The sequence below is a fragment of the Nocardiopsis changdeensis genome, from assembly GCF_018316655.1.
GTDB classification, from domain to species: Bacteria; Actinomycetota; Actinomycetes; order Streptosporangiales; family Streptosporangiaceae; genus Nocardiopsis; species Nocardiopsis changdeensis.
In genome coordinates this window covers 5,338,752-5,363,379 of record NZ_CP074133.1, presented here as the reverse complement: position 1 = coordinate 5,363,379, position 24,628 = coordinate 5,338,752, and the positions used below count along the sequence as shown (strand labels likewise).

19 protein-coding genes and 2 pseudogenes are annotated in these 24,628 nt (G+C 74.4%); 12 read left to right on the top strand and 9 right to left on the bottom strand.

All coding sequences use genetic code 11. The features are described 5' to 3' along the window. Positions 1–7: 7 nt before the first annotated feature. The gene (locus tag KGD84_RS24310; RefSeq protein WP_220562689.1) at positions 8–2,164 is read right to left on the bottom strand and encodes a hypothetical protein; all 2,157 of its coding nucleotides are present in this window, start codon (positions 2,162–2,164) and stop codon (positions 8–10) included. 138 nt (positions 2,165–2,302) lie between these two features. On the opposite strand from KGD84_RS24310, the pseudogene KGD84_RS33730 reads away from it, so the two are divergent. From KGD84_RS33730 to KGD84_RS24280, 6 genes and pseudogenes are all read left to right on the top strand, one after another. Further along, positions 2,303–2,530, top strand: a pseudogene (locus KGD84_RS33730) (helix-turn-helix domain-containing protein); the annotation flags it as partial. Between the two features lie 404 nt (positions 2,531–2,934). Continuing rightward, on the top strand, positions 2,935–3,534 hold the full coding sequence (locus KGD84_RS24300) for a DUF4115 domain-containing protein (protein WP_260697152.1): 600 nt from the start codon (positions 2,935–2,937) through the stop codon (positions 3,532–3,534). A gap of 184 nt (positions 3,535–3,718) precedes the next feature. Continuing rightward, the gene (gene rimO, locus KGD84_RS24295; RefSeq protein ID WP_220565288.1) at positions 3,719–5,161 is read left to right on the top strand and encodes a 30S ribosomal protein S12 methylthiotransferase RimO; all 1,443 of its coding nucleotides are present in this window, start codon (positions 3,719–3,721) and stop codon (positions 5,159–5,161) included. Then, on the top strand, positions 5,158–5,763 hold the full coding sequence (gene pgsA / locus KGD84_RS24290; RefSeq protein ID WP_220562687.1) for a CDP-diacylglycerol--glycerol-3-phosphate 3-phosphatidyltransferase: 606 nt from the start codon (positions 5,158–5,160) through the stop codon (positions 5,761–5,763). The genes rimO and pgsA overlap by 4 nt, the downstream gene beginning before the upstream one ends. Further along, a complete protein-coding gene (locus KGD84_RS24285) occupies positions 5,760–6,272 on the top strand; it encodes a CinA family protein (RefSeq protein ID WP_220562686.1) in 513 nt (170 codons plus the stop codon). Before pgsA ends, KGD84_RS24285 begins: the two co-directional genes overlap by 4 nt. Positions 6,273–6,429: 157 nt before the next feature. Then, a complete protein-coding gene (locus KGD84_RS24280; RefSeq protein WP_073375890.1) occupies positions 6,430–6,786 on the top strand; it encodes a helix-turn-helix domain-containing protein in 357 nt (118 codons plus the stop codon). Between the two features lie 141 nt (positions 6,787–6,927). Here the strand turns inward: KGD84_RS24280 and KGD84_RS24275 are convergent, their stop codons facing one another. The 5 genes from KGD84_RS24275 to KGD84_RS24255 form a co-directional block, all read right to left on the bottom strand. Beyond that, positions 6,928–7,392, bottom strand: coding sequence for an RrF2 family transcriptional regulator (locus KGD84_RS24275; protein WP_220562685.1), 465 nt, complete (start codon positions 7,390–7,392; stop codon positions 6,928–6,930). Between the two features lie 479 nt (positions 7,393–7,871). Further along, positions 7,872–9,338, bottom strand: a complete 1,467-nt coding sequence (locus tag KGD84_RS24270; protein ID WP_220562684.1) for a glycoside hydrolase family 3 protein — start codon at positions 9,336–9,338, stop codon at positions 7,872–7,874. 136 nt (positions 9,339–9,474) lie between these two features. Beyond that, positions 9,475–10,389 (bottom strand): carbohydrate ABC transporter permease, encoded by a 915-nt coding sequence (locus KGD84_RS24265; protein WP_220562683.1) that lies wholly within the window; start codon positions 10,387–10,389, stop codon positions 9,475–9,477. After that, positions 10,386–11,378, bottom strand: a complete 993-nt coding sequence (locus tag KGD84_RS24260; RefSeq protein WP_220562682.1) for a carbohydrate ABC transporter permease — start codon at positions 11,376–11,378, stop codon at positions 10,386–10,388. The genes KGD84_RS24265 and KGD84_RS24260 overlap by 4 nt, the downstream gene beginning before the upstream one ends. A 92-nt stretch (positions 11,379–11,470) precedes the next feature. Continuing rightward, entirely contained in the window at positions 11,471–12,754 is a 1,284-nt protein-coding gene (locus KGD84_RS24255; protein ID WP_220562681.1) for an extracellular solute-binding protein, read from the bottom strand. A gap of 254 nt (positions 12,755–13,008) precedes the next feature. Between KGD84_RS24255 and KGD84_RS24250 the strand changes: the two genes are divergently transcribed. Further along, positions 13,009–14,223, top strand: coding sequence for an ROK family transcriptional regulator (locus KGD84_RS24250; RefSeq protein ID WP_220562680.1), 1,215 nt, complete (start codon positions 13,009–13,011; stop codon positions 14,221–14,223). Positions 14,224–14,319: 96 nt separating this feature from the next. On the opposite strand, the gene KGD84_RS24245 is transcribed toward KGD84_RS24250, so the two are convergent. Further along, positions 14,320–14,787: a GNAT family N-acetyltransferase gene (locus KGD84_RS24245; RefSeq protein ID WP_220565287.1), complete on the bottom strand. Its 468-nt coding sequence runs from the start codon at positions 14,785–14,787 to the stop codon at positions 14,320–14,322. Between the two features lie 80 nt (positions 14,788–14,867). Beyond that, complete coding sequence (locus KGD84_RS24240) at positions 14,868–19,694, bottom strand: DEAD/DEAH box helicase (protein WP_220562679.1); 4,827 nt, start codon at positions 19,692–19,694, stop codon at positions 14,868–14,870. Between the two features lie 94 nt (positions 19,695–19,788). On the opposite strand from KGD84_RS24240, the gene KGD84_RS24235 reads away from it, so the two are divergent. The 5 genes and pseudogenes from KGD84_RS24235 (at position 19,789) to KGD84_RS24220 (ending at position 22,473) form a co-directional block, all read left to right on the top strand. Then, positions 19,789–19,983, top strand: coding sequence for a DUF3046 domain-containing protein (locus KGD84_RS24235; RefSeq protein ID WP_220562678.1), 195 nt, complete (start codon positions 19,789–19,791; stop codon positions 19,981–19,983). 171 nt (positions 19,984–20,154) lie between these two features. Continuing rightward, positions 20,155–21,315, top strand: coding sequence for a recombinase RecA (gene recA, locus KGD84_RS24230; protein WP_220562677.1), 1,161 nt, complete (start codon positions 20,155–20,157; stop codon positions 21,313–21,315). Beyond that, positions 21,308–21,865 carry a regulatory protein RecX gene (locus tag KGD84_RS24225; RefSeq protein WP_220562676.1) on the top strand — a complete coding sequence of 186 codons (558 nt, stop codon included), beginning with the start codon at positions 21,308–21,310 and terminating at the stop codon, positions 21,863–21,865. Before recA ends, KGD84_RS24225 begins: the two co-directional genes overlap by 8 nt. Continuing rightward, positions 21,862–22,113: pseudogene (locus tag KGD84_RS33860) on the top strand (phosphoglycerate mutase family protein); the annotation flags it as partial. The gene KGD84_RS24225 and the pseudogene KGD84_RS33860, both read left to right, overlap by 4 nt. Positions 22,114–22,140: 27 nt before the next feature. Beyond that, positions 22,141–22,473: a glyoxalase superfamily protein gene (locus KGD84_RS24220; RefSeq protein ID WP_255646775.1), complete on the top strand. Its 333-nt coding sequence runs from the start codon at positions 22,141–22,143 to the stop codon at positions 22,471–22,473. 4 nt (positions 22,474–22,477) lie between these two features. Here the strand turns inward: KGD84_RS24220 and KGD84_RS33855 are convergent, their stop codons facing one another. Then, positions 22,478–24,580 (bottom strand): S9 family peptidase, encoded by a 2,103-nt coding sequence (locus KGD84_RS33855; protein ID WP_220562674.1) that lies wholly within the window; start codon positions 24,578–24,580, stop codon positions 22,478–22,480. Positions 24,581–24,628 lie beyond the last annotated feature (48 nt).

The window sequence follows — 24,628 nt, the reverse complement described above, 5'->3', positions numbered from 1 at the left end:
GGCGCCCTCACACCCTGCGGGTGGCGAAGTGGTCCAGGGCGGCGCGCAGGAGGGCGGTGTCCAGGGCCAGGCCGTCCAGCGCGGCCTCGGCCCGGTCGCGGTGCCAGGCGAGCAGCCGCGCGGCGGTGGCGCGGCCGTGCGCGGAGGCCAGGGTGGGCCGGTCGGCGCCGGACCCGGCGAGCAGGTCCCGGCGGATCCGCAGCACGATCCCGGCGTGGTGGGCATAGGCGGTCAGCAGGTCCACCTCGTGCCCGGGCAGGCCGAGCAGGATCGCGGTCGGGGCCAGGGCGATCTCGATCTCCGTCGAGGCGGTCAGCGTGTACACCTCCAGGAACCCCGCGACGCCGGCGGGCTCCCCGCCGCGGGCCAGGGCCCTGTCCAGGTAGCGGCCCCGGCACAGGCGCTCGGGTCCCAGCAGCGCGCCCATCCGGGCCATCGCCCCCACCACTCGCTCGGGCGGGTGGGTCGCGGCCAGCCGCGCCATGAGCCCGTACCCGCCGGAGACCAGCGCGATCCCGGCCAGGTGGGAGGCGCGTTCGTCCAGGGCCAGGCTCCCGGTGTGGAACAGCTCCACCGCGGCCACCAGCGGCGCCAGCGGCTCGGGGTCGGCCGCGGCGCCCTCGACCAGCATCAGCGCCAGCGCCGGGCGCAGCGGCCCGCCGGGGCCCTCGGGGGAGTGCGACAGCACCCCGCGCGGGCCGCGGGCGCCGTTGCCCGAGGCGTGCCGGGCCAGGGCGGCGTCGACGAACACGGACCGGTCGGCGGCGAAGGCGCGCGGGTCCGTCGCCGCGGCCGGCCTGGCCCGCCCGCGCGCCGCCCGGACGGCTCCGGACGGCGCGCCGCGCCGGGCCGGCCGGGCGGCCGAGCGCAGCAGCGCCTCGATCTCCGGCGTCACCCGGTGCGCCTCCAGCAGCTCCTCCACCAGTCCGGCCCGCCGGGACAGGTGGCCGGCCAGCCGGCCGGCGCCGTGCCGGGCCAGGGCGTCGGCCACCCCGGCGTCCCCGTCGAACACCGTCGCGACCAGGTGGGCCTCGGCGGCGAAGAGGTCGTGCAGCGGGTCGCCGTCCAGGTCCCGCGGGGCCAGCGTGAACGTGGTGAGGCGGCCGGTCACAGCGTCGCGCTCCCGGTCGAGCAGGTCGTGCCGGAACCGGGTGGCCAGCGCCGCGGCCAGGTGCGGCCGGAGCAGGCCCGCCGGGGGGTTGCGGCGACCCAGCAGGGTGGCGGCGATCGCGCCCGCCCCGGTCTCCAGCACCGCGTCGGCGAGCAGGGCGTCCCCGCCGTCGCGGACCGCGTCCTCGCGGGTACGCCGCTCGGCCCGGGAACGGGCCAGGTACATCACCTCGGTGGCCCGGTACAGGGCCCGGTGGCCGGCGAAGGGGAAGCCGTCCAGCAGCAGCACGTGGGCGGCGTGCAGCTCCTCGGCCAGCGGGTCGTCGGGCACCCCCTCGGCCGGCTCGGCCTCGGTCAGCAGGTGCGGCAGCAGCCGGTGGTGGGCGTCGTGCCGGGCGTGCGCGGGCAGGTCCACGACGGCCTGGGCGACGGCGAGGGCGTAGGCGCCGGGCACGACCCGCCGCAGGTGCGCCGCCGCGGTGTCGCCGTCCTCGCCGAGGGTGTCGTGGGAGGCGACGGCCAGCACCCCGCCGATGGTCCGGGCGGCCCGGTCCATGGCCCCGGAGGCGACCGCCTCCCCGGGCAGCGCGGCGTACAGCCGGGACATCCGTTCGCGCAGCGTTCCCAGGCCGGGGACCCGGTCCAGGGAGGCGCTGGACCGGACCCGCTCCAGGGCGGTGCCGACGCCGTCGACCGGGACGGGGACGGCGGGCCGGGGCAGCCGCCGCGGGTCGGCGGTGAGCCGGTCCAGGACCTCGGGGGAGGGGACCTCGCCCAGGGCGAGCGCGTGGCGGCGCAGGGCGCGCCGGCGCAGCCGCGCCTGCTCCGCGGCCCGCGCGGCCCGTGCCGCACCGGGGTCCAGGCTCCGGCGCAGCCGGTTCAGCAGCCGGTGCCGTTCGAGGACCTCGGGCAGGTGGGAGGACCACCGGTACACGTGCGCGGCGATGTCGTCGGAGTGGGCGCCGCTCCAGGAGCGGAAGGCGTCGAGGGCGTCGCGGGCCGCGGCGACCGGTGCGTCGCCCGCGAGCTCGGCGGCGGAGAAGTGCTGGGTCATCGTCCGGTCTCGGGGGAGGTGGCGGGGAGGGTGGTCCAAGATCATCGCAGTCACGGGCCCGGGGACAAGGGGATGACCGTATCCGGACGAAAATTCTGGCCGTAATTCTGTCCGATTTGGCGGGATCTTGGGGGCTTCATGGGGCGTGGTGGCCTGCGTGTCGCGCGCCGGGAGCGGCAGAGTGGTTCCCGTCAGATACATACAGTCGCGAGGGGAGTGCGTATGGCGACGATCGGACACACCTTGTCCGCCGCCCGCGTCGCGGCGGGACTCACGGTCGCCGACCTCAGCGTCCGTACACGCATCAGGGAACCGGTACTCCGGGCGATCGAGGAGGAGGACTTCGTCCCGTGCGGCGGGGACTTCTACGCCCGCGGCCACATCCGGGGCCTGTGCCGGGCCCTGCGCCTGGACCCGGCGCCGCTGCTGGAGGAGTTCGACCGCGAGCACGCCGGCCGCCGCGGCTCGGTGTTCGTGCCCCCGCCCCGCCACCCGGCCGCCGTGCCGCGGCGGCCGCGCCGCCGCGGCGGCACGGACCGGGGGCGCGACGGGGAGGAGCCCGCGGAGGCCGAGGACCCGCCGATGGCCGGTCCGCGCGTCATCGGGGAGGACACCGAGCCCGGCGCCGGGCCCGAACGCTGGAACCACTTCGAGCGGGGCGACCGGCTGCGCCGCGGGTACGGGGCACCGGGCCGCGGCGCAGGCGGCCCGCTCCCGAGGCGGCCGCGCCGGCCGCCGCGGGCGGCGGGCGCCGGGAGAGGGGCGCTGCGGTGCCCGCGCCCCGGGACGGGCGGGACCGGCCCGCGGGCAGGCGGCGCAGGCCCGCACCCGCGGACTGCCCCGCGCCCCGGCCGCCGGTCACCCGCACCGCGAGCGGCCGGGCCGAGGCCGTCCGCAGGCACTGGCCCTGGGCCCTGGTCGCCCTCCTGGTCGTCCTGAGCATCGTCATCGGTGTGCGGACCTGGCAGGACTGGGACGGCGAGCCGCTGCGCACCGCCTTCGAGGGGACCGGGACCGACACCGTCGACTCCGCGGTCCTGCCCGAGGCCCCGGGCACGGGGGAGGGCGCCGGCAAGCAGCAGGGCGGGGACGACCCCGCCCGGGCCGGGAAGGCCGACGAGGTCACCGTCGGACTCACCGCGTCCTCCCGGACCTGGGTCAAGGTGACCGACGCCGGGGGCGAGAACCTGTTCACCGGGTTCCTCGCCGCCGGAGAGGCCCGGGACTACGTGACGGACGACACCCTGACCCTCTGGCTGGGCAACGCCGGGGGCGTCGAGGTCACCGTCGACGGCGAGGACCTCGGCACCGCCGGAAGCAGCGGAGAGGTCAAGGAGGTGGTCGTCGGGGCCGACGGCTTCGACGGCTGACCCCGTGCCCGGAACCCGCACCCGCCCCGGCCAGGGATGATCCCGGCCGGGGTTCGGGCGGGTGGGCCGGAACGGGTAATGTGGAGGGTCGCGGGCGACGTCCGTCGCGCCGCGCCGCGGGGCCCGGGACCACCCGGCACGCCTCCGCGATCACTCGAAACGCTCTCCCACACGCTTGGAAGCCATGTCACCGCGCCGTACTGTCTCGCTGGTCACCCTGGGGTGTGCGCGTAACGAGGTCGACTCCGAAGAGCTGGCCGGCCGCCTGTCCGCGGGCGGCTGGGAGCTGGTCGACGAAGGCACCGAGGCCGACGTCACCCTCGTCAACACCTGCGGGTTCATCGACGCCGCCAAACAGGACTCCATCAACACCCTGCTGGAGGCCGCCGAGAACGGCGGCCGGGTCGTCGCCGCCGGCTGCATGGCCGAGCGCTACGGCTCCGAGCTGGCCGAGGCGCTCCCCGAGGCGCAGGTCATCGGGTTCGACGACTACGCGGCCATCACCGACCGCCTCGACGACGTGCTCGAGGGCCGCACCCTGGTCCCGCACGACCCGCGCGACCGGCGCACCCTGCTGCCGATCAGCCCGGCCGAGCGCGGCTCCGCGCAGCTCCACATCCCCGGCCACGGCGGGTTCGCCGACGCCGCCGGGGCCGACGGGACGGAGCTGCCCTACCGCGCCGCGATCCCGCGCCGCCGCCTGACCGGCGGCCCGGTGGCCAACCTCAAGATCGCCTCCGGCTGCGACCGCCGCTGCACCTTCTGCGCCATCCCGGCCTTCCGCGGCGCCTACATCTCCCGGCACCCGGACGAGATCGTGCGCGAGGCCGAGTGGCTGGCCTCCGAGGGCGTGCGCGAGGTGTTCCTGGTCAGCGAGAACTCCACCTCCTACGGCAAGGACCTGGGCGACGTGCGCGCGCTGGAGAAGCTGCTGCCGCGCCTGGCCGGGGTCGAGGGGCTGGACCGGGTCCGGGTCAGCTACCTCCAGCCCGCCGAGGTCCGCCCCGGGCTGGTGGACGTGCTCACCGGGACCCCCGGCGTGGTGCCCTACTTCGACCTGTCGTTCCAGCACGCCAGCGGGACCCTGCTGCGCCGCATGCGCCGCTTCGGCGACCGCGAGCGCTTCCTGGAGCTGCTGGACACCGTGCGCTCCCGGGTGCCCGAGGCGGGTGCCCGCTCCAACTTCATCGTCGGGTTCCCCGGCGAGACCGAGGCCGAGTTCGAGGACCTGGTCGCCTTCCTGGAGGCGGCCCGCCTGGACGCCATCGGCGTCTTCGGCTACTCCGACGAGGACGGCACCGAGGCCAGGGAGCACCCGAACAAGGTGCCCGAGGAGGTCGTCGCCGAGCGCGTGGACCGCCTCAACCGCCTCTCGGAGGAGCTGATGGCCCAGCGCGCCGAGGAGCGCGTGGGCGAGGAGGTCACCGTCCTGGTCGAGACCGTCCTGGAGGACGGGGCCTACGAGGGACGCTCCGAACACCAGGCCCCCGAGGTCGACGGGAGCACCATCCTCTACGGTGAGGGACTGGCCGCGGGCGATCTGGTCCGGGCCACCGTGGTCCAGGCCGTCGGCGCGGACCTGGTCGCCGAGCAGGACGAGGAAGCCGGGGAAGCCGGAGACAGATGAGCAGCCACGACGCGGCGACGCCCGCCCCCCACGTTCCGCTGTGGAACATCGCGAACATCCTGACCATGAGCCGGCTGGTCATGGTCCCGGTCTTCGTGTGGTTCATGTTCCTGGACGGCACCTGGTGGCGTCTGGCCGCCTTCGCCGTCTTCGTGCTCGCCGCCGTCACCGACCGCATCGACGGCGAGCTGGCCCGCCGCCGCGGGCTGGTCACCGACTTCGGCAAGATCGTCGACCCCATCGCGGACAAGGCCCTCACCGGGGCCGCGCTGGTGGTGCTGTCCATCCAGGGCGACCTGTGGTGGTGGGTGACCATCGCGATCCTGGCCCGCGAGTGGGGCGTCACCCTGCTGCGCTTCGCCGTGCTGCGCTACGTGGTCATGCCGGCGAGCAAGGGCGGCAAGCTCAAGACGGTCCTGCAGATCGTCGCCATCAGCATCTACCTGTTCCCGCTGTCCGTCCTGCCCTTCAGCGACGTGTTCACCTGGGTCGCCCACGCGGTCATGGCCGCCGCCCTGGCGGTCACCCTGTGGACCGGCGTCACCTACGTCCTGGACGCCGTCCGCGCGGTCCGCGCCGGCAAGCGCGAGACCGCGGGATGACGGAGCCCGCCGCGGCGGCCCTGGCGGCCCGGGTCCACCGCTCCCTGCTGGAGCGCGGGATGACCTGCGCCACGGCCGAGTCGCTCACCGGCGGGCTCATCGGCGCCCACCTGACCTCCGTCCCCGGGGCCTCGGCCACCTACCGGGGCGGGGTGGTCGTCTACGCCACCGACACCAAGGCGTCCCTGCTGGGCGTCCCCGAGGACCTGCTGGCCGCCGAGGGCGCCGTCCACCCCGGTGTGGCCGAGGCCATGGCGGCGGGGGTCCGGCGCCTGCTGGGAGCGGACTTCGGGCTCGCGGTGACCGGTGTGGCCGGGCCCGAACCCCAGGACGGCAGGCCCGTGGGGACCGTGTACGCGGGCCTGGCCGGGCCCGACGGGAATGCGCGGGCCCTGCTTTTCCGTTTCACCGGTGACCGTTCGGGTATCCGATACCGAACGGTCGAAGGTGCACTGGAGCTCCTGGACTCCGCCGTCCACGGCGACGTGGCGGGGAACACCCGGCCCTGATCCTCCGGTCCGGTTCCTTCTCCTCGTACGGGGGAACGAAACCCTGTCAAGAGGCGGTTCCCCCTCCAGCGAACAGGCCGACAAGAGGTGCCCGAATCGGGCGTGGGGCAGGTACGGTGTTGTATATGAAGGTCGCTACCGGTGGGAGGGAGCGCGAATGATGGTCCTGCTTCGTCACCTACTTGGTGACGTGCTCAGGCGGCTGCGACAGCGCCAGGGCCGCACCCTCCGCGAGGTGTCGGCCGATGCACGCGTGTCCCTCGGCTACCTGTCGGAGGTCGAGCGGGGGCAGAAGGAAGCGTCTTCCGAGCTGCTCTCGTCGATCTGCGGGGCCCTGGGGGTCCCGCTCTCGCAGGTGCTGAGAGAGGTGTCCGACCAGCTCGCGCTGGTCGAGCTGCAGGAGGCGGCGCTGCTGGAGGACGCGGTCACGACCGACCCCGTCCCCGCGCAGGACCTCGGCATCGGACCGGTTCCGGATCGCGTTCCCCAGGTTCCCGACATGGTGGGGGTCTGAGCGGCCCGCCACCCCACGTCCGGTCCACGGACAACCACACCGTCCTCCTCCGCGGGGGACAACGGATTCACGAGAGGAGCCGACCGACGGTCGGCTCCTTTCGCGTATGCATGGTTCTCACTATAAGTGATCGTACGGTGGCTACCGGTGGGTATGGTTCACCCAGGCCTCCGGGTCCTCCGCGAGGGTGCGGACCTGCTCCGGCAGCTCGTTGGTGGCCAGGTGCTGGAGGTTGACCCCCTCCAGGATGGCGCGCTCGCTGGCGCGCAGGGCGATCCACACCTGCTGGAGGCTGCGGGCCGCACCGTCGTAGTCGACGTGCTCGGGGCGTTCCCCGCGCACGTTGGCCAACGGCCCGTCGACCGCGCGGATGATGTCGGCGAGCGAGATCTCGGCCGCCGGACGGGCCAGCCAGTAGCCGCCCACCGGGCCGCGTTGGCTGCGCACCAGCCCGGCCCGGCGTAGCTGGGTGAGGATGTTCTCGAGGAATTTTCCGGGGATGGCCTGCGCTCGCGCGAGCTGCTCGGCCGTCACCGGTCCTTCGCTGGCGACGGCGAGTTCCGCTGCGGCGCGCAGCGCGTAGTCGACCCGGGCTGAAAGGCGCATGCTGTGATTATGCCGTGGTTAGAAGGGCGAATGGGGCACCGGGCGTCCGCGAGTGTGCCGACGGGCCGGGATGCTGCGTGATCAAGGGTACTTCTCCTACCGGGTCGCGGGGACATCGGTGACGATCCGCCCGGAGGGAGTGTTCCGGGCCGCCCGTGCGGCAGGGCCGGACACACGGCGGCCCGGGCCGGTCCTGGAGGTCCCCGGCCCGGGCCGCCGGACCCGTCACGCTCCCGCCCGCCTGCGCCCCCAGGGGACACCCGCGGCGCGGACTGCTCGTCCTCCACAGGCCGCCCTCGACGGGCTCCTGCGGTGCGGTCCTGCTCGCCTGTCGTCCGCCGCCGCCCTCGAGGGACACCCGCGGCGTGGTTCCACAGGTCTGTCGTCCGTCGGCGCCCCAGGGGACGCCTGCGGTGCGGCACGGCCTGTCCGCGGCCGCCCTCGGCGGGCGGGCGCGGACACGGGGAGGCGGCGCCCGGTCAGGCGTGGTGGACGGCCGGGGCGACGCCGCCGAGCAGCTCGGCGGCGCTGCGGCCGTTGACGTGGGCGGCGCCGTAGGTGCTCACGTGGGCGCCGCAGGAGGGCCGCCAGACGGGCAGGCCCATCTCGACCACCACGGCCCCTGGGAAGGCTCCCAAAAGGCGCTCGACGAGCTCGCGGGCCTCGGGGTAGCGGTGCGCGTCGCGGACCACCACGACCAGGTCCCGCCCCTGAGCGGCGGCGATGAGCCGGTCGGCGTGGGACACGTCGGGGGAGACCCGCTCGGTGTCGGGGAACCACGAGGACAGGCCCCAGTGCACGTCGCCCACGGCCATGCCGGCGGGCGCGTCGACCTCGACCACGTACGGGGACTCCAGCGCGGGCAGCTCGCCCGTCACCCGGAGCGCCCGGCGGGCGCCGGACAGGCCCACCTCCGCGGACTCGGCGGCCGCGGTGCGGCGCGCGGCGGCGTCGCGGATCCAGGAGCGCAGGCGCAGGTTGCGGTCGGCGGCCTCCTCCAGCCGCTCGCCCGGCAGCCGCCCGTCGCGCACCGCCTCCACGAGCGCGGCGCGGATCGCCGCCACCTGGTCGGCGTAGACGAACCGGCCCAGGCACAGCAGGTCGCAGCCGGCGGCCACCGCCAGTACGCTCGCCTCGGGGATGCCGATCCGGCCGCTGACGCCGTGCATGTCCATGGCGTCGCTGACGATGACGCCGTCGAAGCCCAGTTCGCCGCGGAGCAGGTCGTTGAGCACCTTCGGGGCCAGCGTGGCCGGACCCGTCACGCCCAGCCCGGCCATCTCGATGTGCGCGGTCAGGACGGACTGCACCCCGGCCTCGACGGCGGCCCGGAACGGCGCCAGCTCGCGCCGGTGCAGCACCTCCGGGTCCGCCTCCACCTGCGGCAGCGTGTGGTGGGAGTCCTGGGAGGTGGCGCCGTGCCCGGGGAAGTGCTTGGCGCAGGCGGCGACCCCGGCCTCCTGGAGCCCCAGTACGGCCGCGGCCCCGTGCCGGGCCACCAGCGCGGCGTCGGAGCCGAAGGAGCGGGTGCCGATGACCGGGTTGTCGTCGGCGACGTTGACGTCCACCGACGGCGCGAGGTTCATGTTGAAGCCCAGCTGGGCGAGCCTGCCGCCCAGCGACCGCAGGGTGGCGCGGGTCAGCTCCGGGTCGTCCACGGCGCCCAGGGCGGCGTTGCCCGGGTAGTCGCTGCCGTGCTCCTGCCCGATCCGGGTGACGTCCCCGCCCTCCTCGTCGAGGCTGATCAGGGGGTTGTCCGCGGCCTGCGCCAGCTCCGCGTTCAGCGCCGTGATCTGTTCGGGGGTGTCGAGGTTGTTGTGGAAGAGGCAGACGCCGGAGATGCCGTCCGCCAGGCCTTCCAGAATCCAGCGCGGGGCGTGGTGGGACTCGAAGGGCACCAGAAGAGTGGCGTTGGCCAAGCGCGTCAGGGTCGGATCGAGCGACATGACGGACTCCGTTCGGTGAACACGGGTGCCCATGGATGAGGGCAGACGAAGGACGTGAAGGGGTGGTGGTGGGGCGCGGGCGCGCCCGAGGCGGGTCCACTGCGCCCTCGTGGACCCGCCTCGTGGGATCGGGCCGTCAGCCCTTGACCGCGCCCATGGTGAGGCCGGAGACCATCCGCCGCTGGACGAACAGGAAGAAGATCATCACAGGGATGGTCAGCAGGGTGGAGGCCGCCATGATGGGGCCCCACTCGGTGCCGAAGCGGCCGAAGTAGTAGGACAGGGTGAGCGGCAGCGTGTAGTTGTCCGTGCTGCGGCCCAGGAACGTGAGCGCGACGATGAACTCGTTCCACGCGGTGATGAACGCGAAGATGCTCGCCGCGACCAGGCCGGGCGCCACCAGCGGCATGAGGATGCGCCAGAAGATCGTCCACCCGCTCGCGCCGTCGATCGCCGCGGCCTCCTCCAGCTCCTTGGGCACCGCGACGACGAAGCCGCGCAGCATCAGGATCGTGATCGGCAGGGACACCGCCGTGTACACGATGAGCAGGCCGGACAGGTTGCCGAGCAGCTGGGCGCCGGTGGCGTCCGACAGCTGGCGGAAGTTGATGAAGATCGAGATGATCATCGCTTCCATCGGCACCATCTGGATGATGAGCAGCAGGATGATGAACGCGGTCCGCAGCTTGAAGCGGAACCGGGCCACCGCCATCGCGGCCAGCAGCGACAGGAACGCGCCCATCCCCACGGCTCCGAGGGTGACGACGAGGCTGTTGCCCAGGAACTGCCAGAAGTTGACGCCCGGGATCAGCTGCCCGTTGAGGACCCGGTCGAAGTGCTCCAGGGTCGGGGCCTGCGGGAAGAACGTCTGGTTCCGCGTGAAGATCTCCCCGACCGGCTTGAAGGCCGTGGCGACCATCCAGTAGACGGGGAAGACGGAGAACAGGAAGACGGCGGCGCCGGCCAGGTACAGCGGGAGGGAGCGCAGCCGGCGCAGCGGGCTGCGGCGGTAGCCCCCGCGGTTCGGGGCGGCGGTGCTGGTCGCGCTCATCGGGTCTCCCCCTGGCGGATCATGATGCGCAGGTAGTACGCGGTGACGGCGAGGATCATGAGGGTCATCACGACCGCGATCGCCGAGCCCATGCCGTAGTTGGCCGGGCTCGCGCTGAAGCCCTGCTGGTAGATGTAGTACGAGAGCAGGTAGACGTCCTTGTTCTGGAAGCTGTTCGCCAGGATGTACAGCTGGGTGAACACCCGCAGGTCCCAGATGATCTGCAGGACCAGCAGCAGGGCGAACAGCGGGCGCAGCATCGGGAACGTCACGTTCCAGAACGACTTCCACGCGGAGGCGCCGTCCATCTTCGCGGCCTCGTACAGCTCGTTCGGGATGCTCTTGAGCCCGGCGAGGACGGAGACGGCCACGAACGGGAACGACTGCCAGACGATGACGGTGATGAGGATCGTGAACAGCGATCCCGGCTGGAGGAACCAGTTGTACTCCAGCCACCCGCTGCCGACCAGCCAGTCGGGGAGCCGGTCCAACGTGACGTTGACCAGGCCCCGCTCGGGCAGGAACAGCCAGCGGAAGACCAGGGAGGCGCTCAGCGCCGGGGTGGCCCAGGCCAGCATCATGCCGACGGACACGATCGTGGAGAACCACTTGGGCAGCTTGTGCAGCAGGATGCCGATCAGGGTTCCCAGCACCATCGTGATGCCGACCATCAGCACGCAGACGACCACGGTGTTGCGCAGGATCGTCCAGAACTCGGGGTCGGTCAGCAGCCGCTGGTAGTGCGCGAAGTTGTTCCACTCCGGCCCGGGCTGGTTGGGCAGGAGGTTGCGCGTGGTGAAGCTGGTGAGCGAGTACCACACCATCTGCACGATCGGCCAGAGCAGCACGACTGCGAGCAGGATCAGTGCCGGGGCGATGAGCAGGTACGGGGTGGGCGGCTTGCGGCGGCGCTTGGGCGCGGAATCGGCGGTCACCCGGACGGTGCCCTCTTTCCCTCGGTCGGCCGCTCGTTCGACGGTGTGTGCCATGGTCTTCTCAATCGAGGCGTGGTTGCGCCGGGTGGCGGGCGGGGCCCCGGGGCCCCGCCCGCGTCCGGCTCTGCGCTGTGAGGAGGAGCTGGCTACTCGACCGGCTCGTTGAGGATGGTGGTCAGCTGCTCGTTCGCGGCGGCGAGGACCTCTTCGGGGTCACCGCCGTTGACGATCTCCAGGACGGCGCCCGGCAGGATCTTGCTGTCCTGGTCGGCCGCGGTCCAGCGCGGGGTGCTCGGGAAGAACTGCGTGTGCTGCATCTGGGTGGCGGAGGCGACGCGGGCCGGGTCCTTCTGGTACTCGTCGCCGGCCAGCAGCTCCGGGTAGGCCGGGAAGAAGCCCGCGGCGTCGGCGTAGCCCTGGCCGCCCTCCTGGTCGCCCAGGACGGTCAGCAGCTCGAAGGCGAGCTCCGGGTACTGGGTGGTGGAGAAGACGGAGAGCGCGGAGCCGCCGGCGAAGGCCGGGGCGATGCCGTCGGCGCCCGGGATCGGGGCGGCGACGATGTTCTCCAGGACGGCCGGGTCCTCGGCCTGCTCCTCCATGGAGGTCAGCGCCCAGCTGCCGTCGATGTACATGCCGACCTGGCTGTTGGCCATGTCGGCGAGCGGCACGAGCTCGTTCTCGCCCACGTAGCTCTGCGGGGAGATGCCGTCGTTGGTCAGGTCGGCGTAGAACTCGACGGCCTCGACGGTGGCGGGGTCGGTGAGGTGGCCCTCCCACTCGCCCTCGGCGTTCTGGGTGGCGATCTCGCCGCCGTTGCTCCAGATGAAGGAGGCGATGCCGTTGGTGAAGTCGGTCGGCGCGGCGAAGCCGGGCACGTCGTACTCCGCCTCGATGTCCTCGGCGACGGTCAGCAGCTCGTCCCAGGTGGTGGGGGGCTCGTGGCCGAGATCCTGCAGCCAGTCGGCGCGGTAGTACAGGGTGCGGACGCCGGAGAACCACGGAACGCCGTACTGGACGCCGTCGTAGGTGCCGTACTCCAGGGCGTTCTGGTCCATCTCCGCCGCGGCGTCCCAGCCGCCGACCTGCTCGGTGATGTCGAGCAGGGCGCCCTGCGAGGCCCAGCCGGACACCTGGTCGTTGCCGATCTCGATGACGTCGGGAGCGTCGCCGCCGGCGAGGGCGTTGGTGATCGACTCCTGGGCGTCCGGCCAGGGGATGAACTCGACGTTGACCTCGACGTCCGGGTTGTTCTCCTGGAACCGGGCCTCGGCGCCCTCGAAGTACTCGACGAGGGGCGGCTGCGAGGTGCCCATGACCCACACGGTCAGGCTGTCGGCGGAACCACCGCCATCGGAGTCGGAACCGCCACCGCCGCAGGCGGCGGCGAGCAGGACCACGGACGTAGCCGCGGCGATCTTGGGGAACCTCATGTTGAACCTATCTCCCTTCGCACGACGCGCCGGGGTTCGACGCCTGTGCTCGAACCGGCCTGGGATGATGGAACGTCATCCCACGGTTCGACGTCTCTGTGGGGGTGTGCTGGGATAGCACGTTGCCGCCCCGCCGGCGCGGGTACCGGAGGGTCCGGATGAACTCGGACCTGCCAGGACGTGACCTCCTGTGAGGTTGTGAGCTAAATTAACAGGAAACTTTCCTAATAAAAACAGGGTGAGGTGTCACGGTTATGTCTCAACGTCCGGGGACTCCCCGGCTGCTACGCCAGCTCAACGACCGTGCGGCGCTGGAACTGCTGCTGTCCGCCGGTCCGCTGACGCGCACGCAGCTGGGTACGAGGACCGGTCTTTCCAAGGTAACCGCGTCCCAGCTCCTCGCCCGGCTGGAGGAGCGTGACCTGGTACGCGTCGTGGGGAGCCAGGCCGGCGGGCGGGGCCCCAACGCCGCGCTCTACGCCGTTGTCCCGGAGAGCGCCTACGTCGCGGCCCTGGACGTCAGCGCCCGCCGGGTGACCGCCACGATCGCCGACATCACCGGCCGGATCGTCGGCGACGTCACCGTGGACCCCAGCACCTCCGACGACCCCGTCGCCCTGGTCCACACGGCCGTGATGCGCCTGGTCGAAACGGCGGAGGTGCCGCTGGACAGGCTCCGCGCCTGCGTCATCGGCACCCCCGGCGTGGTCGACCCGCGGACCGGCGACATCCGCTTCTCCTTCGACCTCATCTCCTGGCACGAGGGCATCCTGGAGGCGCTGCGCACCGACCTGAAGCGGTCGGTGATGATCGAGAACGACGTGAACCTGGCCGCCCTGGCCGAGCACGCCGAGGGCGCCGCCGCCGGGGTCCCGGAGTTCGTGCTCATCTGGCTCAGCGCCGCGGGCGGCGTCGGCATGTCCACCATGATCGACGGCCGCATCCACCGGGGCCGCTCCGGCGGCGCGGGCGAGATCGGCTACCTGCCCGTGCCCGGCGCCCCCATGCCCGGCGACCTGGGCCTGTCCGGGGGCTACGAGTCCCTGCGCGACGACGTGAACCGGGAGCTGCCGCACGGCTTCCAGGCGCTGGTCAAGGCGGGCCGGGTCGTCGGCCTGGCCGCCGAGCACGGCGTGCCGGGCGACAACGTCGTCGACGTGGTGCGCAGCGCCGCCGCCTCGGGCACCCCCGAGGGCGACGCGTTCCTGGACGCCTTCGCCGAGCGGCTCGCCCGCGGGGTGGCCGCCGTCAGCGTCATCATCGACCCCGGCCTGGTCGTGCTGGGCGGCGACGTCGCCCAGGCGGGCGGCGTCAAGCTCGCCGAGCGGGTGCAGGCGGCCACGGCCCGCATCGCCCCCAACGCCACCGAGATCGCGCTGGGCGCGGTCGAGGGCGGCCCCGTCGTGCGCGGCGCCCTGCTGCACGCGCTGGAGCACGCCCGCGACGAGGTGTTCTCCTCCACGGTCTGAGCGGTCCGGCCCCCGGCCGGTCACGGCCGCGCCCTCCCCCGCACGGTGGGGGAGGGGCGGGCGGACCGGCCGGGCCGCGACCGCGCCCCCGGCGGGTCACCCCGCGGGGCGGGCCATGGCCACCCGCGGCCGCACCCGGATCGGCTCCTCCTGTTCCCACAGGCCGCGCAGCCCCGGCCCCCACTCCCGCGGCGGCAGCACCGCGAAGCCGCGGGCCGCGTACCAGGGGCCGTTCCAGGGCAGGTCGCGGAAGGTCGTCAGGGTCACCCGGGGTGACCCGGCGGCGGACGCCCCGGAGCACACCGCCTCCAGCAGGGCCGCCCCGACCCCGCGCCGCCCGTGGTCGGGGTGCACCGCGAGCTGCTCCAGGTGCACGCCCCCGTCCAGCCGCAGGGTGGCGGCCAGCCCCAGCACCGCGCCGTCCGCCACCGCCACCAGGACCCGCTCGGCGTGCTCGAACACCTCGCGCGGATCGTCCGGCGGCAGCACCACCCCGGCCTGCGCGAACAGCGTGTCCGCGGCCAGCGACGCCGCCACCGCGCCCGCCTCGTCCCCGGGCCCCATCGGCCTGATCTCCATCGTGCTCCCCCCTGTGTGAACGCCCGCCATCATGCCCGGGCCCGAACACCGCCACCAGGGGTTTTTCACGGGCGCAGCCGCAGCCCCCTGGGGGTGGCGTGGAACCCGGCGGACACCAGAGCGGCGTCCAGCGGCGTCCCGAACACCTCGGCCCCGTCGGCCCGCTCCACCGTCACCGTGCCCAGCGCGCCGGTGCGCACCACCTCGGCCAGGGCGGCCGCGGCCCTGGCCAGCTCGTGCGGGGAGGCCCCCAGGGTGAGCGCGGAGCGCCCGCCCCGGCCCGTGTAGAGGGTGGGCCGCCCGTCGTCGACCACCACCACGGCACCCGCCGTCCGCGCCGGGCGGCCGCCCTCGCCCGCCTCCGGCCAGGGCAGTTCGCGGCCGAACGGGTTGGCCGGGTCGTCGGCGGCCAGCACCACCGGCGCCACCGCCCCGCCCCGGTTCTCCCCGGCCAGCGCCCGCAGGCGGTCCACCGCGCCGGGCAGGGCGAACTGGGCGCCGCCCAGCCCCGCCACGAAGTAGCCGCGGCGCACCCGCCCGGCCTCCTCCATCGACCGCAGCACCCAGTACTCGTCCGGGGAGATGCCGCCGCCCTGCCAGCCCTTGACCAGCAGGCCCTGCCGCTCCAGCCGGGCCTGCACCGACGCCAGGACCCGCCGGGTGGGGTCGGGCTCCCGCTCGGGCAGCACCGACCAGCGGCCCGCCGCCGTCGGCGGCCCCGACCGGGTCGGCAGCACCGCCCGCGGGGCCCGGCCCGGCCGCGGCCTCCGCGGGGGCCGCACCGGGTCGCCGGCGCCCAGGAGGGCGCGCACCGGGGCCAGGGTGTCGTTGGCGACCACGCCGTTCCAGACCAGCGACCACAGCGCCGCCACCAGGTCGGCGTCCGAGGGGGCGCCGATCCCGCCGTCGCGGGTCACCCGGTCGGCGAGGTCGCGGAAGAACAGCGCGCCGCCCTCGCGCAGCGCGGACAGCACCGCGTGCTCCGGCGAATCCGGCTCGGGGAGCACCGGGGCGGGTGCCAGCTCCGCCGCCTCGTCCGCGGGGAGCAGGACGATCCGGCCGTCCCCGCCGGGCAGCGGACCGGCGCCCGCCCATACCACGTCCCCGGCCTGGGTGAGCTCGTCCAGCATCCGCGGCTCGTAGCCCTCCACCCGGGAGGGCAGCACCAGCGACTCCAGCGCCGAGGCCGGGACGGGCGCTCCGCGCAGCGACTCCACCGCCTCGAACACCGCGTCCGGCCCGCGCCACCGCTCGCCGGGCACCGCCCGCTGCCAGGCCGGGGCGAACCGGGCCAGCGCCGCCGGGTCGACCGGCTCCACCTCCGCCCGCAGCCGGGCGATCGACCCCCGCCGCAGGCGGCGCAGCACGTCGGCGTCGCACCACTCCGTCCCGGTGCCCCCGGGGCGGAACCCGCCCCGCGAGACCCGCCCCTCCCGGGCCAGCACCCGCAGCATCCCGGCGACGGCCTCCTCGCCCAGGCCCAGCCGGGCGGCGGCCGCGGCGGTGGTGAACGGCCCGTGCGTGCGCGCGTACCTGGAGACCAGGTCGCGCACCGGATCGGCCGCGGGCTCCAGCAGCGCCCGCGGGACCCCCGGGGCCGCCGGCACCCCCAGCGCGTCCCGCAGCCGCGCGACGTCCTCCACCGCGCACCACCGCTCCACCGGCCCGCCCCCGTCCGGGGCGGGCGCCGCCGGGCCGGGCCCGGCCGCGTCGCCCCCGGCGGGCGCGGGCGGCTCCACGGCGCCGGGCAGCGGCATCCGCACCGCGCGGCCCTCCTCCTCCAGGGCGGCCAGCCACTCCGCGCGCACGCCCCGGGCGGCGGCCTCCGCCGTCGTCAGCGGCCCCAGCTCCCGCAGCAGGTCGGCCGCGGCCTCCCCGTCGCGCACCGGGGCGGCGGTGCGCTGGAGCAGGCCGTCCACCTCCGCCACCACCCCCGGGTCCAGCAGGTCCCGCAGGTCGGTGCGGCCCAGCAGGTCCGACAGCAGCGACGGGTCCAGGGCCAGAGCCCCGGCGCGCGCCTCGGCGGCCGGGGCGTCCCCCTCGTACAGGAACGCCGCCGTGTACTCCATCAGCAGCGACCGGGCGAACGGCGAGGCCCGGTCGGTCTCCACCTCCACCACGCGCACGTCGCGCGAGCGCACCCCGCGCAGCACCTCCACCAGCGCGGGCACGTCGAACAGGTCCTGCAGGCACTCGCGCGCCGTCTCCAGCACGATCGGGAACGACCCGTAGCGGCCCGCCACCGACAGCAGGTGCGAGGCGCGCAGCCGCTGCTGCCACAGCGGCATCCGCCGGTCCGGCCGCTGCCGCGGCAGCAGCAGCGCCCGGGCCGCGCACTCGCGGAACCGGGACGCGAACAGCGCCGACCCGGTCAGCTCGTCGGTGACCACCGCCTCCACGGTCTCGGGGTCCACCGCCACCAGCTCGGCCAGCACCCCCGGTTCGTCCAGGCCGCCCACGGTGTCGGGCAGGTTCAGCACGATCCCGTCGTCCCCGTGCAGCACCCGGCTCTCCACCCCGTACCGCTCCCGGATCCGCGCGGCGACGGCCAGCGCCCAGGGGGCGTGCACGCGGTCGCCCAGCGGCGAGTGGACCACCACCCGCCGGTCGCCCACCTGGTCGCGGAACCGCTCGATGACCACCGTGCGGTCGTCGGGGACGTGACCGGTCGCGTCCCGCTGCTCGCCGACGTAGGCCGCCAGGTTGCGGGCCGCCCACGGGTCCAGCCCCGCGAACTCCGCCGCCGCCTCCCGCGGCGCCTCGCCCAGCCTGCGCACCGCCGCGCCGATGGCCCGGCCCAGTTCCACCGGGCGGCCCTGGGCATCGGCCTTCCAGAACGGCATCCGGCCCGGCCGGCCCGGGGCCGGGGAGACCAGCACCCGGTCGGCGGTGATCCCCTCGATCCTCCAGGTGGTGGAGCCCAGGACGAACACGTCGCCCACCCGGGACTCGTACACCATCTCCTCGTCCAGCTCCCCGACCCGGGTCGGGCCCACCCGTCGCCCTCCACCACCCTCAACGGACGCCTTCGGCGCGGTCCCTCCTTCTCGTCGCCCTCCACCACCCTCAACGGACGCCTTCGGCGCGGTCCCTCCTTCTCGTCGCCCTCCACCACCCTCAACGGACGCCTTCGGCGCGGTCCCGTCCTGTTCCGCGCCCTCCGCGCCGGCCAGGTGCACCGTGTACATGCCCCGGTCGGGGATGGTGCCCCCGGCGACCACCGCCAGCCGCTGGGCGTCGGGCCGGGCCCGCAGGACGCCCTCCCGGCGGTCCCACACCAGGCGGGGCCGCAGCTCGGCGAACTCGTCGGAGGGGTAGCGGCCCGACAGCATGTCCAGGACCGACTCCAGCACGCTGTCGGCCAGGTCGGAGAACGGGGCGGCCCGCCGCACCACCGCGGCCAGCTCCGCCACCGGCCACTCGTCCATCGCGACCATCGCGACGATCTGCTGGGCCAGCACGTCCAGCGGCGACCGGGGCATGCGCAGCGGTTCGATGTCGCCCGCGCGCATCCGCTCCACCGCCACCGCCGTCGTGAGCAGGTCGCCCCGGAACGCCGGGAGGAACACCCCGCGCGAGGTACCGCCCACCTGGTGCCCGGCCCGCCCCACCCGCTGGAGCCCGGACGCCACCGACGGGGGCGCGGCCACCTGCACCACCAGGTCCACCGCGCCCATGTCCACACCCAGCTCCAGGCTGGAGGTGGCCACCACGCAGCGCAGCCGCCCCGCCTTGAGGTCGTCCTCGACCACCGCCCGTTCGGCCTTGGACATCGACCCGTGGTGGGTGCGGGCGATGACCGGCGCGGCGCCCCGGCTGCTCCCGGACTGGGCGATGACGAGCGCGGGCACCTCCGCGGGCGGCAGGTCGGCGCCGTGGCGCTCGGCGTACAGGTCGTTGAGGCGGGCGCACAGCCGCTCCGCGGTCCGCCGGCCGTTGGTGAACACGATGGTGGACCGGTGCTCCTCCACCAGGTCCAGCACCCGGCGCTCCAGGTGCGGCCACAGCGAGCCGGCGCCGGCCGGGGGACCCGCGGCCGGAGGGGCGCCCGCGGGGGAGGCGTCCGCCGGGACCGGGGGACCGGGGGCCTTCGGCGGCTCCACCTCCGCGCCGGTCTCCTCCGGGTCCCCGGGACCCAGGGCCCGGGGCGGCGGGGGCAGGTGGGGCTCCTCCATGTCGAACACCGGCACCGCCACGCTCAGGTCCAGGTGCGGCGCGTCCGGCGGCGCCACGATCGCGGCGCCGCCCAGGAACTCCGCGACCGTCTCCGCCGGGCGCACCGTCGCCGACAGGCCGATCCGCAGGGTGCGCCGGTCCACCAGCTCCTCCAGCCGCTCCAGGCTCAGGGCCAGGTGGGCGCCGCGCTTGGTGCCCGCCAGGGCGTGCACCTCGTCCACGATCACCGTCTCCACCCCGGCCAGCCCCTCGCGGGCCCGCGAGGTCAGCACCAGGAACAGCGACTCGGGGGTGGTGATGAGGATGTCCGGCGGCCGGGTGGCCATCCGCCGCCGCTCGTCCGCCGGGGTGTCGCCGGTGCGCACGCCCACCGACACCGGGGACACCGGGGCGCCCGACTCCGCGGCGGCCGCCGAGATGCCCGCCAGCGGGACGCGCAGGTTGCGCTCCACGTCCACGGCCAGCGCCTTGAGGGGAGAGACGTACAGCACCCGGCACCGGCGGGCCGGGTCCTCGGGGACCGGGGAGGAGAGCAGGCGGTCCAGCGACCACAGGAACGCCGCCAGCGTCTTGCCCGACCCGGTCGGGGCCACCACGAGGGTGTCCTCCCCGCCCGCGACCGACGCCCAGGCGCCCTCCTGGGCCGGGGTCGGTCCGCCGGGGAAGGCGCGTTCGAACCAGGCCCGGGTGGCGGGCCCGAAGAAGGACGGTGTCATCCGTTCAGTCTGCACCCCGGGGGCGACGATTCCGGGGAGGCGGCCTGTGGACGACGGCCGACACCGGAGCGGGGGATCGACGATACTGGGGCCGATGAGACTGACTGTTTTCTGGCACAACATGTACGAGCAGTTCGGCGAGGCGTACGCGCAGAGCCTGGCCAAGGACTACGTGATCGAGGGGCTGGGCTCGCGCACCGTCGAGGGGGCGCTCGCCGACGGGGTCGCGGCCAAGGAGGTCTGGCGGGCCGTCTGCGACGCGTTCGACCTCCCGGCCGCGGCGCGCTGACCACAGGGGAGAAGAGGGGGGACGCGTTCGCGCGTTCGAACGGAAATCGAACAGGGGTTCGGGTAGGCTGGGTTTTCCACAGGCCGACGCCGGACATCGCGATTGTCGGACCGACCGCGTAGCGTCGTGCGCATCATGAAGAAGAAGGCATCGACCCAACAGGGGTATCCCGTGGCATCTGGAGACCGAGAGAAGGCTCTCGAAACCGCCCTCGCGCAGATCGAGCGGCAGTTCGGCAAGGGCTCCGTCATGCGCCTGGGCGACGACGACCGTCCGCCCATCGAGGCCATCCCCACCGGGGCGATCGCCCTCGACGTGGCGCTGGGCATCGGCGGCATCCCGCGCGGCCGGATCATCGAGGTGTACGGCCCCGAGTCCAGCGGTAAGACCACCGTCGCGCTGCACGCGGTGGCCAACGCGCAGCGGCTGGGCGGCATCGCCGCGTTCGTCGACGCCGAGCACGCGCTGGACCCCGAGTACGCCAAGAAGATCGGCGTCGACACCGACAACCTGCTGCTGTCCCAGCCGGACACCGGCGAGCAGGCGCTGGAGATCGTCGACATGCTGATCCGCTCCGGCGCCGTCTCCATCATCGTCATCGACTCCGTGGCGGCCCTGGTGCCCCGCGCCGAGATCGAGGGCGAGATGGGCGACAGCCACGTCGGCCTGCAGGCCCGGCTCATGTCGCAGGCGCTGCGCAAGATCGCCGGCGCGCTCAACCAGACCGGCACCACCGCGATCTTCATCAACCAGCTCCGCGAGAAGGTCGGCGTGATGTTCGGCTCCCCGGAGACCACCAGCGGTGGCCGGGCGCTGAAGTTCTACTCGTCGGTGCGCCTGGACGTGCGCCGCATCGAGACCCTCAAGGACGGCACCGACGCGGTCGGCAACCGCACCCGCGTCAAGGTCGTCAAGAACAAGGTCGCGCCGCCCTTCAAGCAGGCCGAGTTCGACATCCTGTACGGGGTGGGCGTCTCCCGCGAGGGCAGCCTCATCGACCTGGGCGTGGAGCACGGCATCGTGCGCAAGTCGGGCGCCTGGTACACCTACGACGGCACCCAGCTCGGCCAGGGCAAGGAGAACGCGCGCAACTTCCTGCGCGACAACTCCGACATCGCCAACGAGGTCGAGAAGAAGATCAAGGAGAAGCTGGGCGTCTCCACCGGCGACGACAGCGCCTCGGGTCCGGAGGACCCCAAGGCCGCGGCCGCCGACAAGGCCCCTGCCGACAAGACGGTCCCCGCCGCGGCTCCGGCGGCCGCCGACAAGGCCCCCGCCAAGAAGGCCCCGGCCAAGACCACCACCGTCAAGGCGCCCGCGACGGATGCGTGAGGCCGACACCCCGCCGGACGGCGACGGCCCCGACGCCGCGCCGTCGTCCGGCGGGGAGAAGGCACTGAACAGGGCCCGCACCCTGGCCCTGCGGATGCTCGCGCACAAACCGCGCACCGCCGCGCAGCTGGAGGCCGGCCTGCTCCGCCGCGGCCACGAGGAAGAGGTCGTGGCCGTGGTCATGGAGGAGTGCACGCGGGCCGGACTGGTGGATGACGCCGTCTTCTCCCGCGCCTGGGTGAGCTCGCGCCACCACGGCCGGGGCCTGTCCCGTGCCGCGCTCACCCGTGAGCTGCGCACCCGCGGTGTGGCCGAGGAGACCGTGCGCGACGCGGTCGCCGAACTCGGCGACGAGGAGGAGGCGGCCGCCGCCCGGGCCCTGGCCCGGCGCAGCCTCTCCGGCAGCCGCGGCCGCGAGCGCGAGACCCGCGTCCGCCGCGCCCTGGGCGTCCTGGCCCGCAAGGGCTACGGCGGCGGCCTGTCCTACCGGATCGTCCGCGAGGAACTGGAGGCTGAGGGCCTCGACCTCGACCCGGACTTCCCGGAGTGAGTCTCACCCCGGTGTACGAGACGCACGCCACCACGACCGACAAAGAGGCGGGCACCGCCACGGGGCGGGGACCCGGAGAGCCCTCCCCGCCGGGCCGGGGACAGGCGCGCGAGCTGGGCGCGCGCCGGGGGAATGAGCACTTCGACGCGGTCTTCGCCTCAGACCCGGCCCGTGCGGTCGAGACCGCGCGCCTGGCCTTCCCCGGCCGCCGTCTCCACCGCGACCGGCGGTCGCGGGAGTGCGACCACGGTCGGTTTCGTGACGGAGGAGGCGACATGACCGAGGAGGTCGTCCCGATCCTGCGGGTGGCCGACGCGGAGGCGGCGGCGCGGTGGTACACGCGGCTGGGGTTCGCGTTCGGCTGGGAGCACCGGTTCGAGCCGGGGTTCCCGGCGTTCGTCGAGGTGCGCCGGGGGCGGGTCCGGCTGTTCCTGTCGGAGCACGAAGGAGACGCGCGACCGGACACCCTGGTCTATCTGCGGCTGAACGACATCGACGCCGTGGCCGCCGAGTTCGGCGTCCCGGTGGAGGAGGCGCCGTGGGGCCGCGAGCTGGAGCTGCGCGACCCCGACGGCAACCGGCTGCGCATCGGCGTCCCGACCGACTGAGCGGTCAGGCCTCGGGGGTCCGGGCGGCCGGCCCGGCGACCGGCGCCGCGGCGTCCGGCTCCGGGGCGGGCTCCCCGCCGGGGGCCTCCGCGCCGTCCGGCGGGGCCTGGACTGGCTCGGGTTCGGGCTCCGGTTCGGGTCGCGGGGCGGGCGGCTCGGTGGCGAGCTCCAGCGGCGGCGCGTCCGACGTGAACCCGAACACCCGCGCGTACAGCGCCAGCTCGGCCTCCAGCGACTCCCTGCGCGCCTTCTCCCCGGTGAACCCGTGCGCCTCGCCCTCGAACTCCACCAGCGCGTACGGCACCTTCCGCCCGCCCAGCGCCGTCGCCATGGCGAACGCCTGGTCCGGGGTCACCACCGGGTCGTCCAGGCCCTGGAGCAGCAGCACCGGCACGTCGATCTCCGAGGCCAGGTTGATCGGCGAACGCTCCCGGTAGCGCTCCACGAACCCCGGCAGCAGGCCCACCAGCGTGTCCAGGAACCGCGACTCGAAGTCGTGGGTGGTGCGCACCAGCCCCAGCAGGTCGGTCACCCCGAAGTAGGACACCCCGCAGGCGAACACGTCCCCGGTGACCGCCACCAGCGCCGTGTACCCGCCCGCGCTCGGCCCGCGCACCGCCAGCCGCTCCGGGTCGGCCTCGCCCCGCTCCACCAGGGCCCGGGCCACCGCGGTGACGTCCTCGACGTCCACCACGCCCCACTCCTTGTGCAGGCGCTTGCGGTAGGAGCGCCCGTACCCGGTGGACCCGCCGTAGTTGACGTCCACCACGCCGATGCCCCGGCTGGTGAAGTACGCCTTGAGGGGGTCGAACGCGGTCGTGGCGTGCGACACCGGGCCGCCGTGCACCCACACCGCGTACGGCGCGGGTCCCGCCTCCGTGTGCTCCGGGTGGGTGGGCGGGTAGACGTTGGCGTGCACCGGCGCCCCGTAGCGGCCCGGGAACGTGGCCTTGCGGGGCACCGGCAGGTAGGCGGTGTCGGGGACCGACTCCATCGACCCGCGCAGCACCTCCACCCGCCCGGTGGCCGGGTCCAGCCGGACCAGCGACTGCGGGACGGTCGGCGAGGCCGCCACGCCCACGACGGTGCGCCCGTCGGTGTCGAGCATCGACCACGACGTCAGGTCGGTGTCCACCGGGGCCAGGTCCAGGGTGTCGGGGTCGTACACGCCCGGCGCCATGTCGGCGTCGCCGTGCAGCGCCACCACCTTCCCCGAGTCCAGCACGCAGAACGACCGGTCGCCCAGCCGCCCCGGCGGGGAGTGGAACTCCTCCTCGGCCGGGTACAGCGCGATCGCCGGGCCGGTGAGCCCCACCTGGTACAGGTTCCAGAAGCCCGGCCAGTCCGAGGCCGCGTACAGGGAGGTGTCGTCGATCCACACCGGGGAGACCACCGACTCCTCCGAGGAGCCCTTGAGCGTGTACTCGCCGGTCAGCCCGTCCCCGTCGAACAGGCCCATCCGCAGCTCGGTGCCGTCCCAGGGCATCTTGGGGTGGTTCCACCGCACGTACGCCAGCCTGGTCCCGTCCGGAGAGGGGGTGGGGGAGGCGTAGAAGTCGGCGCCCGAGACGATCTCGCGCACGGCGGACGGGTCGGAGGCGCCCCGGCCCGACAGCGGCACCGACACGATCGACCGCCGCACCGTGCCCTGGGAGTGCTGCTCGCGCACGCACAGGACGCTGCGGCCGTCGGGCCCCAGCGTCGGCTCCGCGTAGCGCAACGCCGCGGGCCCGTCCGGTTCGGGGGTGAGCGGGACCGGCGCGGCGGCGCCGTGCTCCAGCAGGTACAGGCGCTGGTCGGGGGAGTTGACGAAGACGACGCCCATGCGCACCAGCGCCTTGTCGTCGCGCCGGGGCACGGGGCGGAAGGCCCGGCCCCCGTACTCGTGCACGCGGCTGCCCACGCTCCACGGGGCGGCCAGCAGCTCGGTCAGGGTGCCGTCGGCGCCGCGCCGCATGATGGTCCGGCGGCCTTCCTCGGGCCGGCTCTCCTCCCACCACACCTCGTCGCCCACCACGGAGGGGAAGGCGAGGGCGCGCACCCCACGGGCGACGTCGGCGGCGCTGATGGGCGATGGCCAGGAGCCGTGGCTCGACAGTTCAGACATATCCCGCTCAGGATGGGTCGTGGGGTGTATCCGATGACATGTCGACCT

What these genes read in the sequence shown, in the direction of transcription:
- KGD84_RS24310 (WP_220562689.1), bottom strand. Translation starts at nt 2,164, where the DNA reads ATGACCCAGCACTTCTCCGCCGCCGAGCTCGCGGGCGACGCACCGGTC.
- rimO (WP_220565288.1), top strand. Translation starts at nt 3,719, where the DNA reads ATGTCACCGCGCCGTACTGTCTCGCTGGTCACCCTGGGGTGTGCGCGT.
- pgsA (WP_220562687.1), top strand. Translation starts at nt 5,158, where the DNA reads ATGAGCAGCCACGACGCGGCGACGCCCGCCCCCCACGTTCCGCTGTGG.
- KGD84_RS24285 (WP_220562686.1), top strand. Translation starts at nt 5,760, where the DNA reads ATGACGGAGCCCGCCGCGGCGGCCCTGGCGGCCCGGGTCCACCGCTCC.
- KGD84_RS24280 (WP_073375890.1), top strand. Translation starts at nt 6,430, where the DNA reads ATGATGGTCCTGCTTCGTCACCTACTTGGTGACGTGCTCAGGCGGCTG.
- KGD84_RS24275 (WP_220562685.1), bottom strand. Translation starts at nt 7,392, where the DNA reads ATGCGCCTTTCAGCCCGGGTCGACTACGCGCTGCGCGCCGCAGCGGAA.
- KGD84_RS24270 (WP_220562684.1), bottom strand. Translation starts at nt 9,338, where the DNA reads ATGTCGCTCGATCCGACCCTGACGCGCTTGGCCAACGCCACTCTTCTG.
- KGD84_RS24265 (WP_220562683.1), bottom strand. Translation starts at nt 10,389, where the DNA reads ATGAGCGCGACCAGCACCGCCGCCCCGAACCGCGGGGGCTACCGCCGC.
- KGD84_RS24260 (WP_220562682.1), bottom strand. Translation starts at nt 11,378, where the DNA reads ATGGCACACACCGTCGAACGAGCGGCCGACCGAGGGAAAGAGGGCACC.
- KGD84_RS24255 (WP_220562681.1), bottom strand. Translation starts at nt 12,754, where the DNA reads ATGAGGTTCCCCAAGATCGCCGCGGCTACGTCCGTGGTCCTGCTCGCC.
- KGD84_RS24250 (WP_220562680.1), top strand. Translation starts at nt 13,009, where the DNA reads ATGTCTCAACGTCCGGGGACTCCCCGGCTGCTACGCCAGCTCAACGAC.
- KGD84_RS24245 (WP_220565287.1), bottom strand. Translation starts at nt 14,787, where the DNA reads ATGGGGCCCGGGGACGAGGCGGGCGCGGTGGCGGCGTCGCTGGCCGCG.
- KGD84_RS24240 (WP_220562679.1), bottom strand. Translation starts at nt 19,694, where the DNA reads ATGACACCGTCCTTCTTCGGGCCCGCCACCCGGGCCTGGTTCGAACGC.
- KGD84_RS24235 (WP_220562678.1), top strand. Translation starts at nt 19,789, where the DNA reads ATGAGACTGACTGTTTTCTGGCACAACATGTACGAGCAGTTCGGCGAG.
- KGD84_RS24225 (WP_220562676.1), top strand. Translation starts at nt 21,308, where the DNA reads ATGCGTGAGGCCGACACCCCGCCGGACGGCGACGGCCCCGACGCCGCG.
- KGD84_RS24220 (WP_255646775.1), top strand. Translation starts at nt 22,141, where the DNA reads ATGACCGAGGAGGTCGTCCCGATCCTGCGGGTGGCCGACGCGGAGGCG.
- KGD84_RS33855 (WP_220562674.1), bottom strand. Translation starts at nt 24,580, where the DNA reads ATGTCTGAACTGTCGAGCCACGGCTCCTGGCCATCGCCCATCAGCGCC.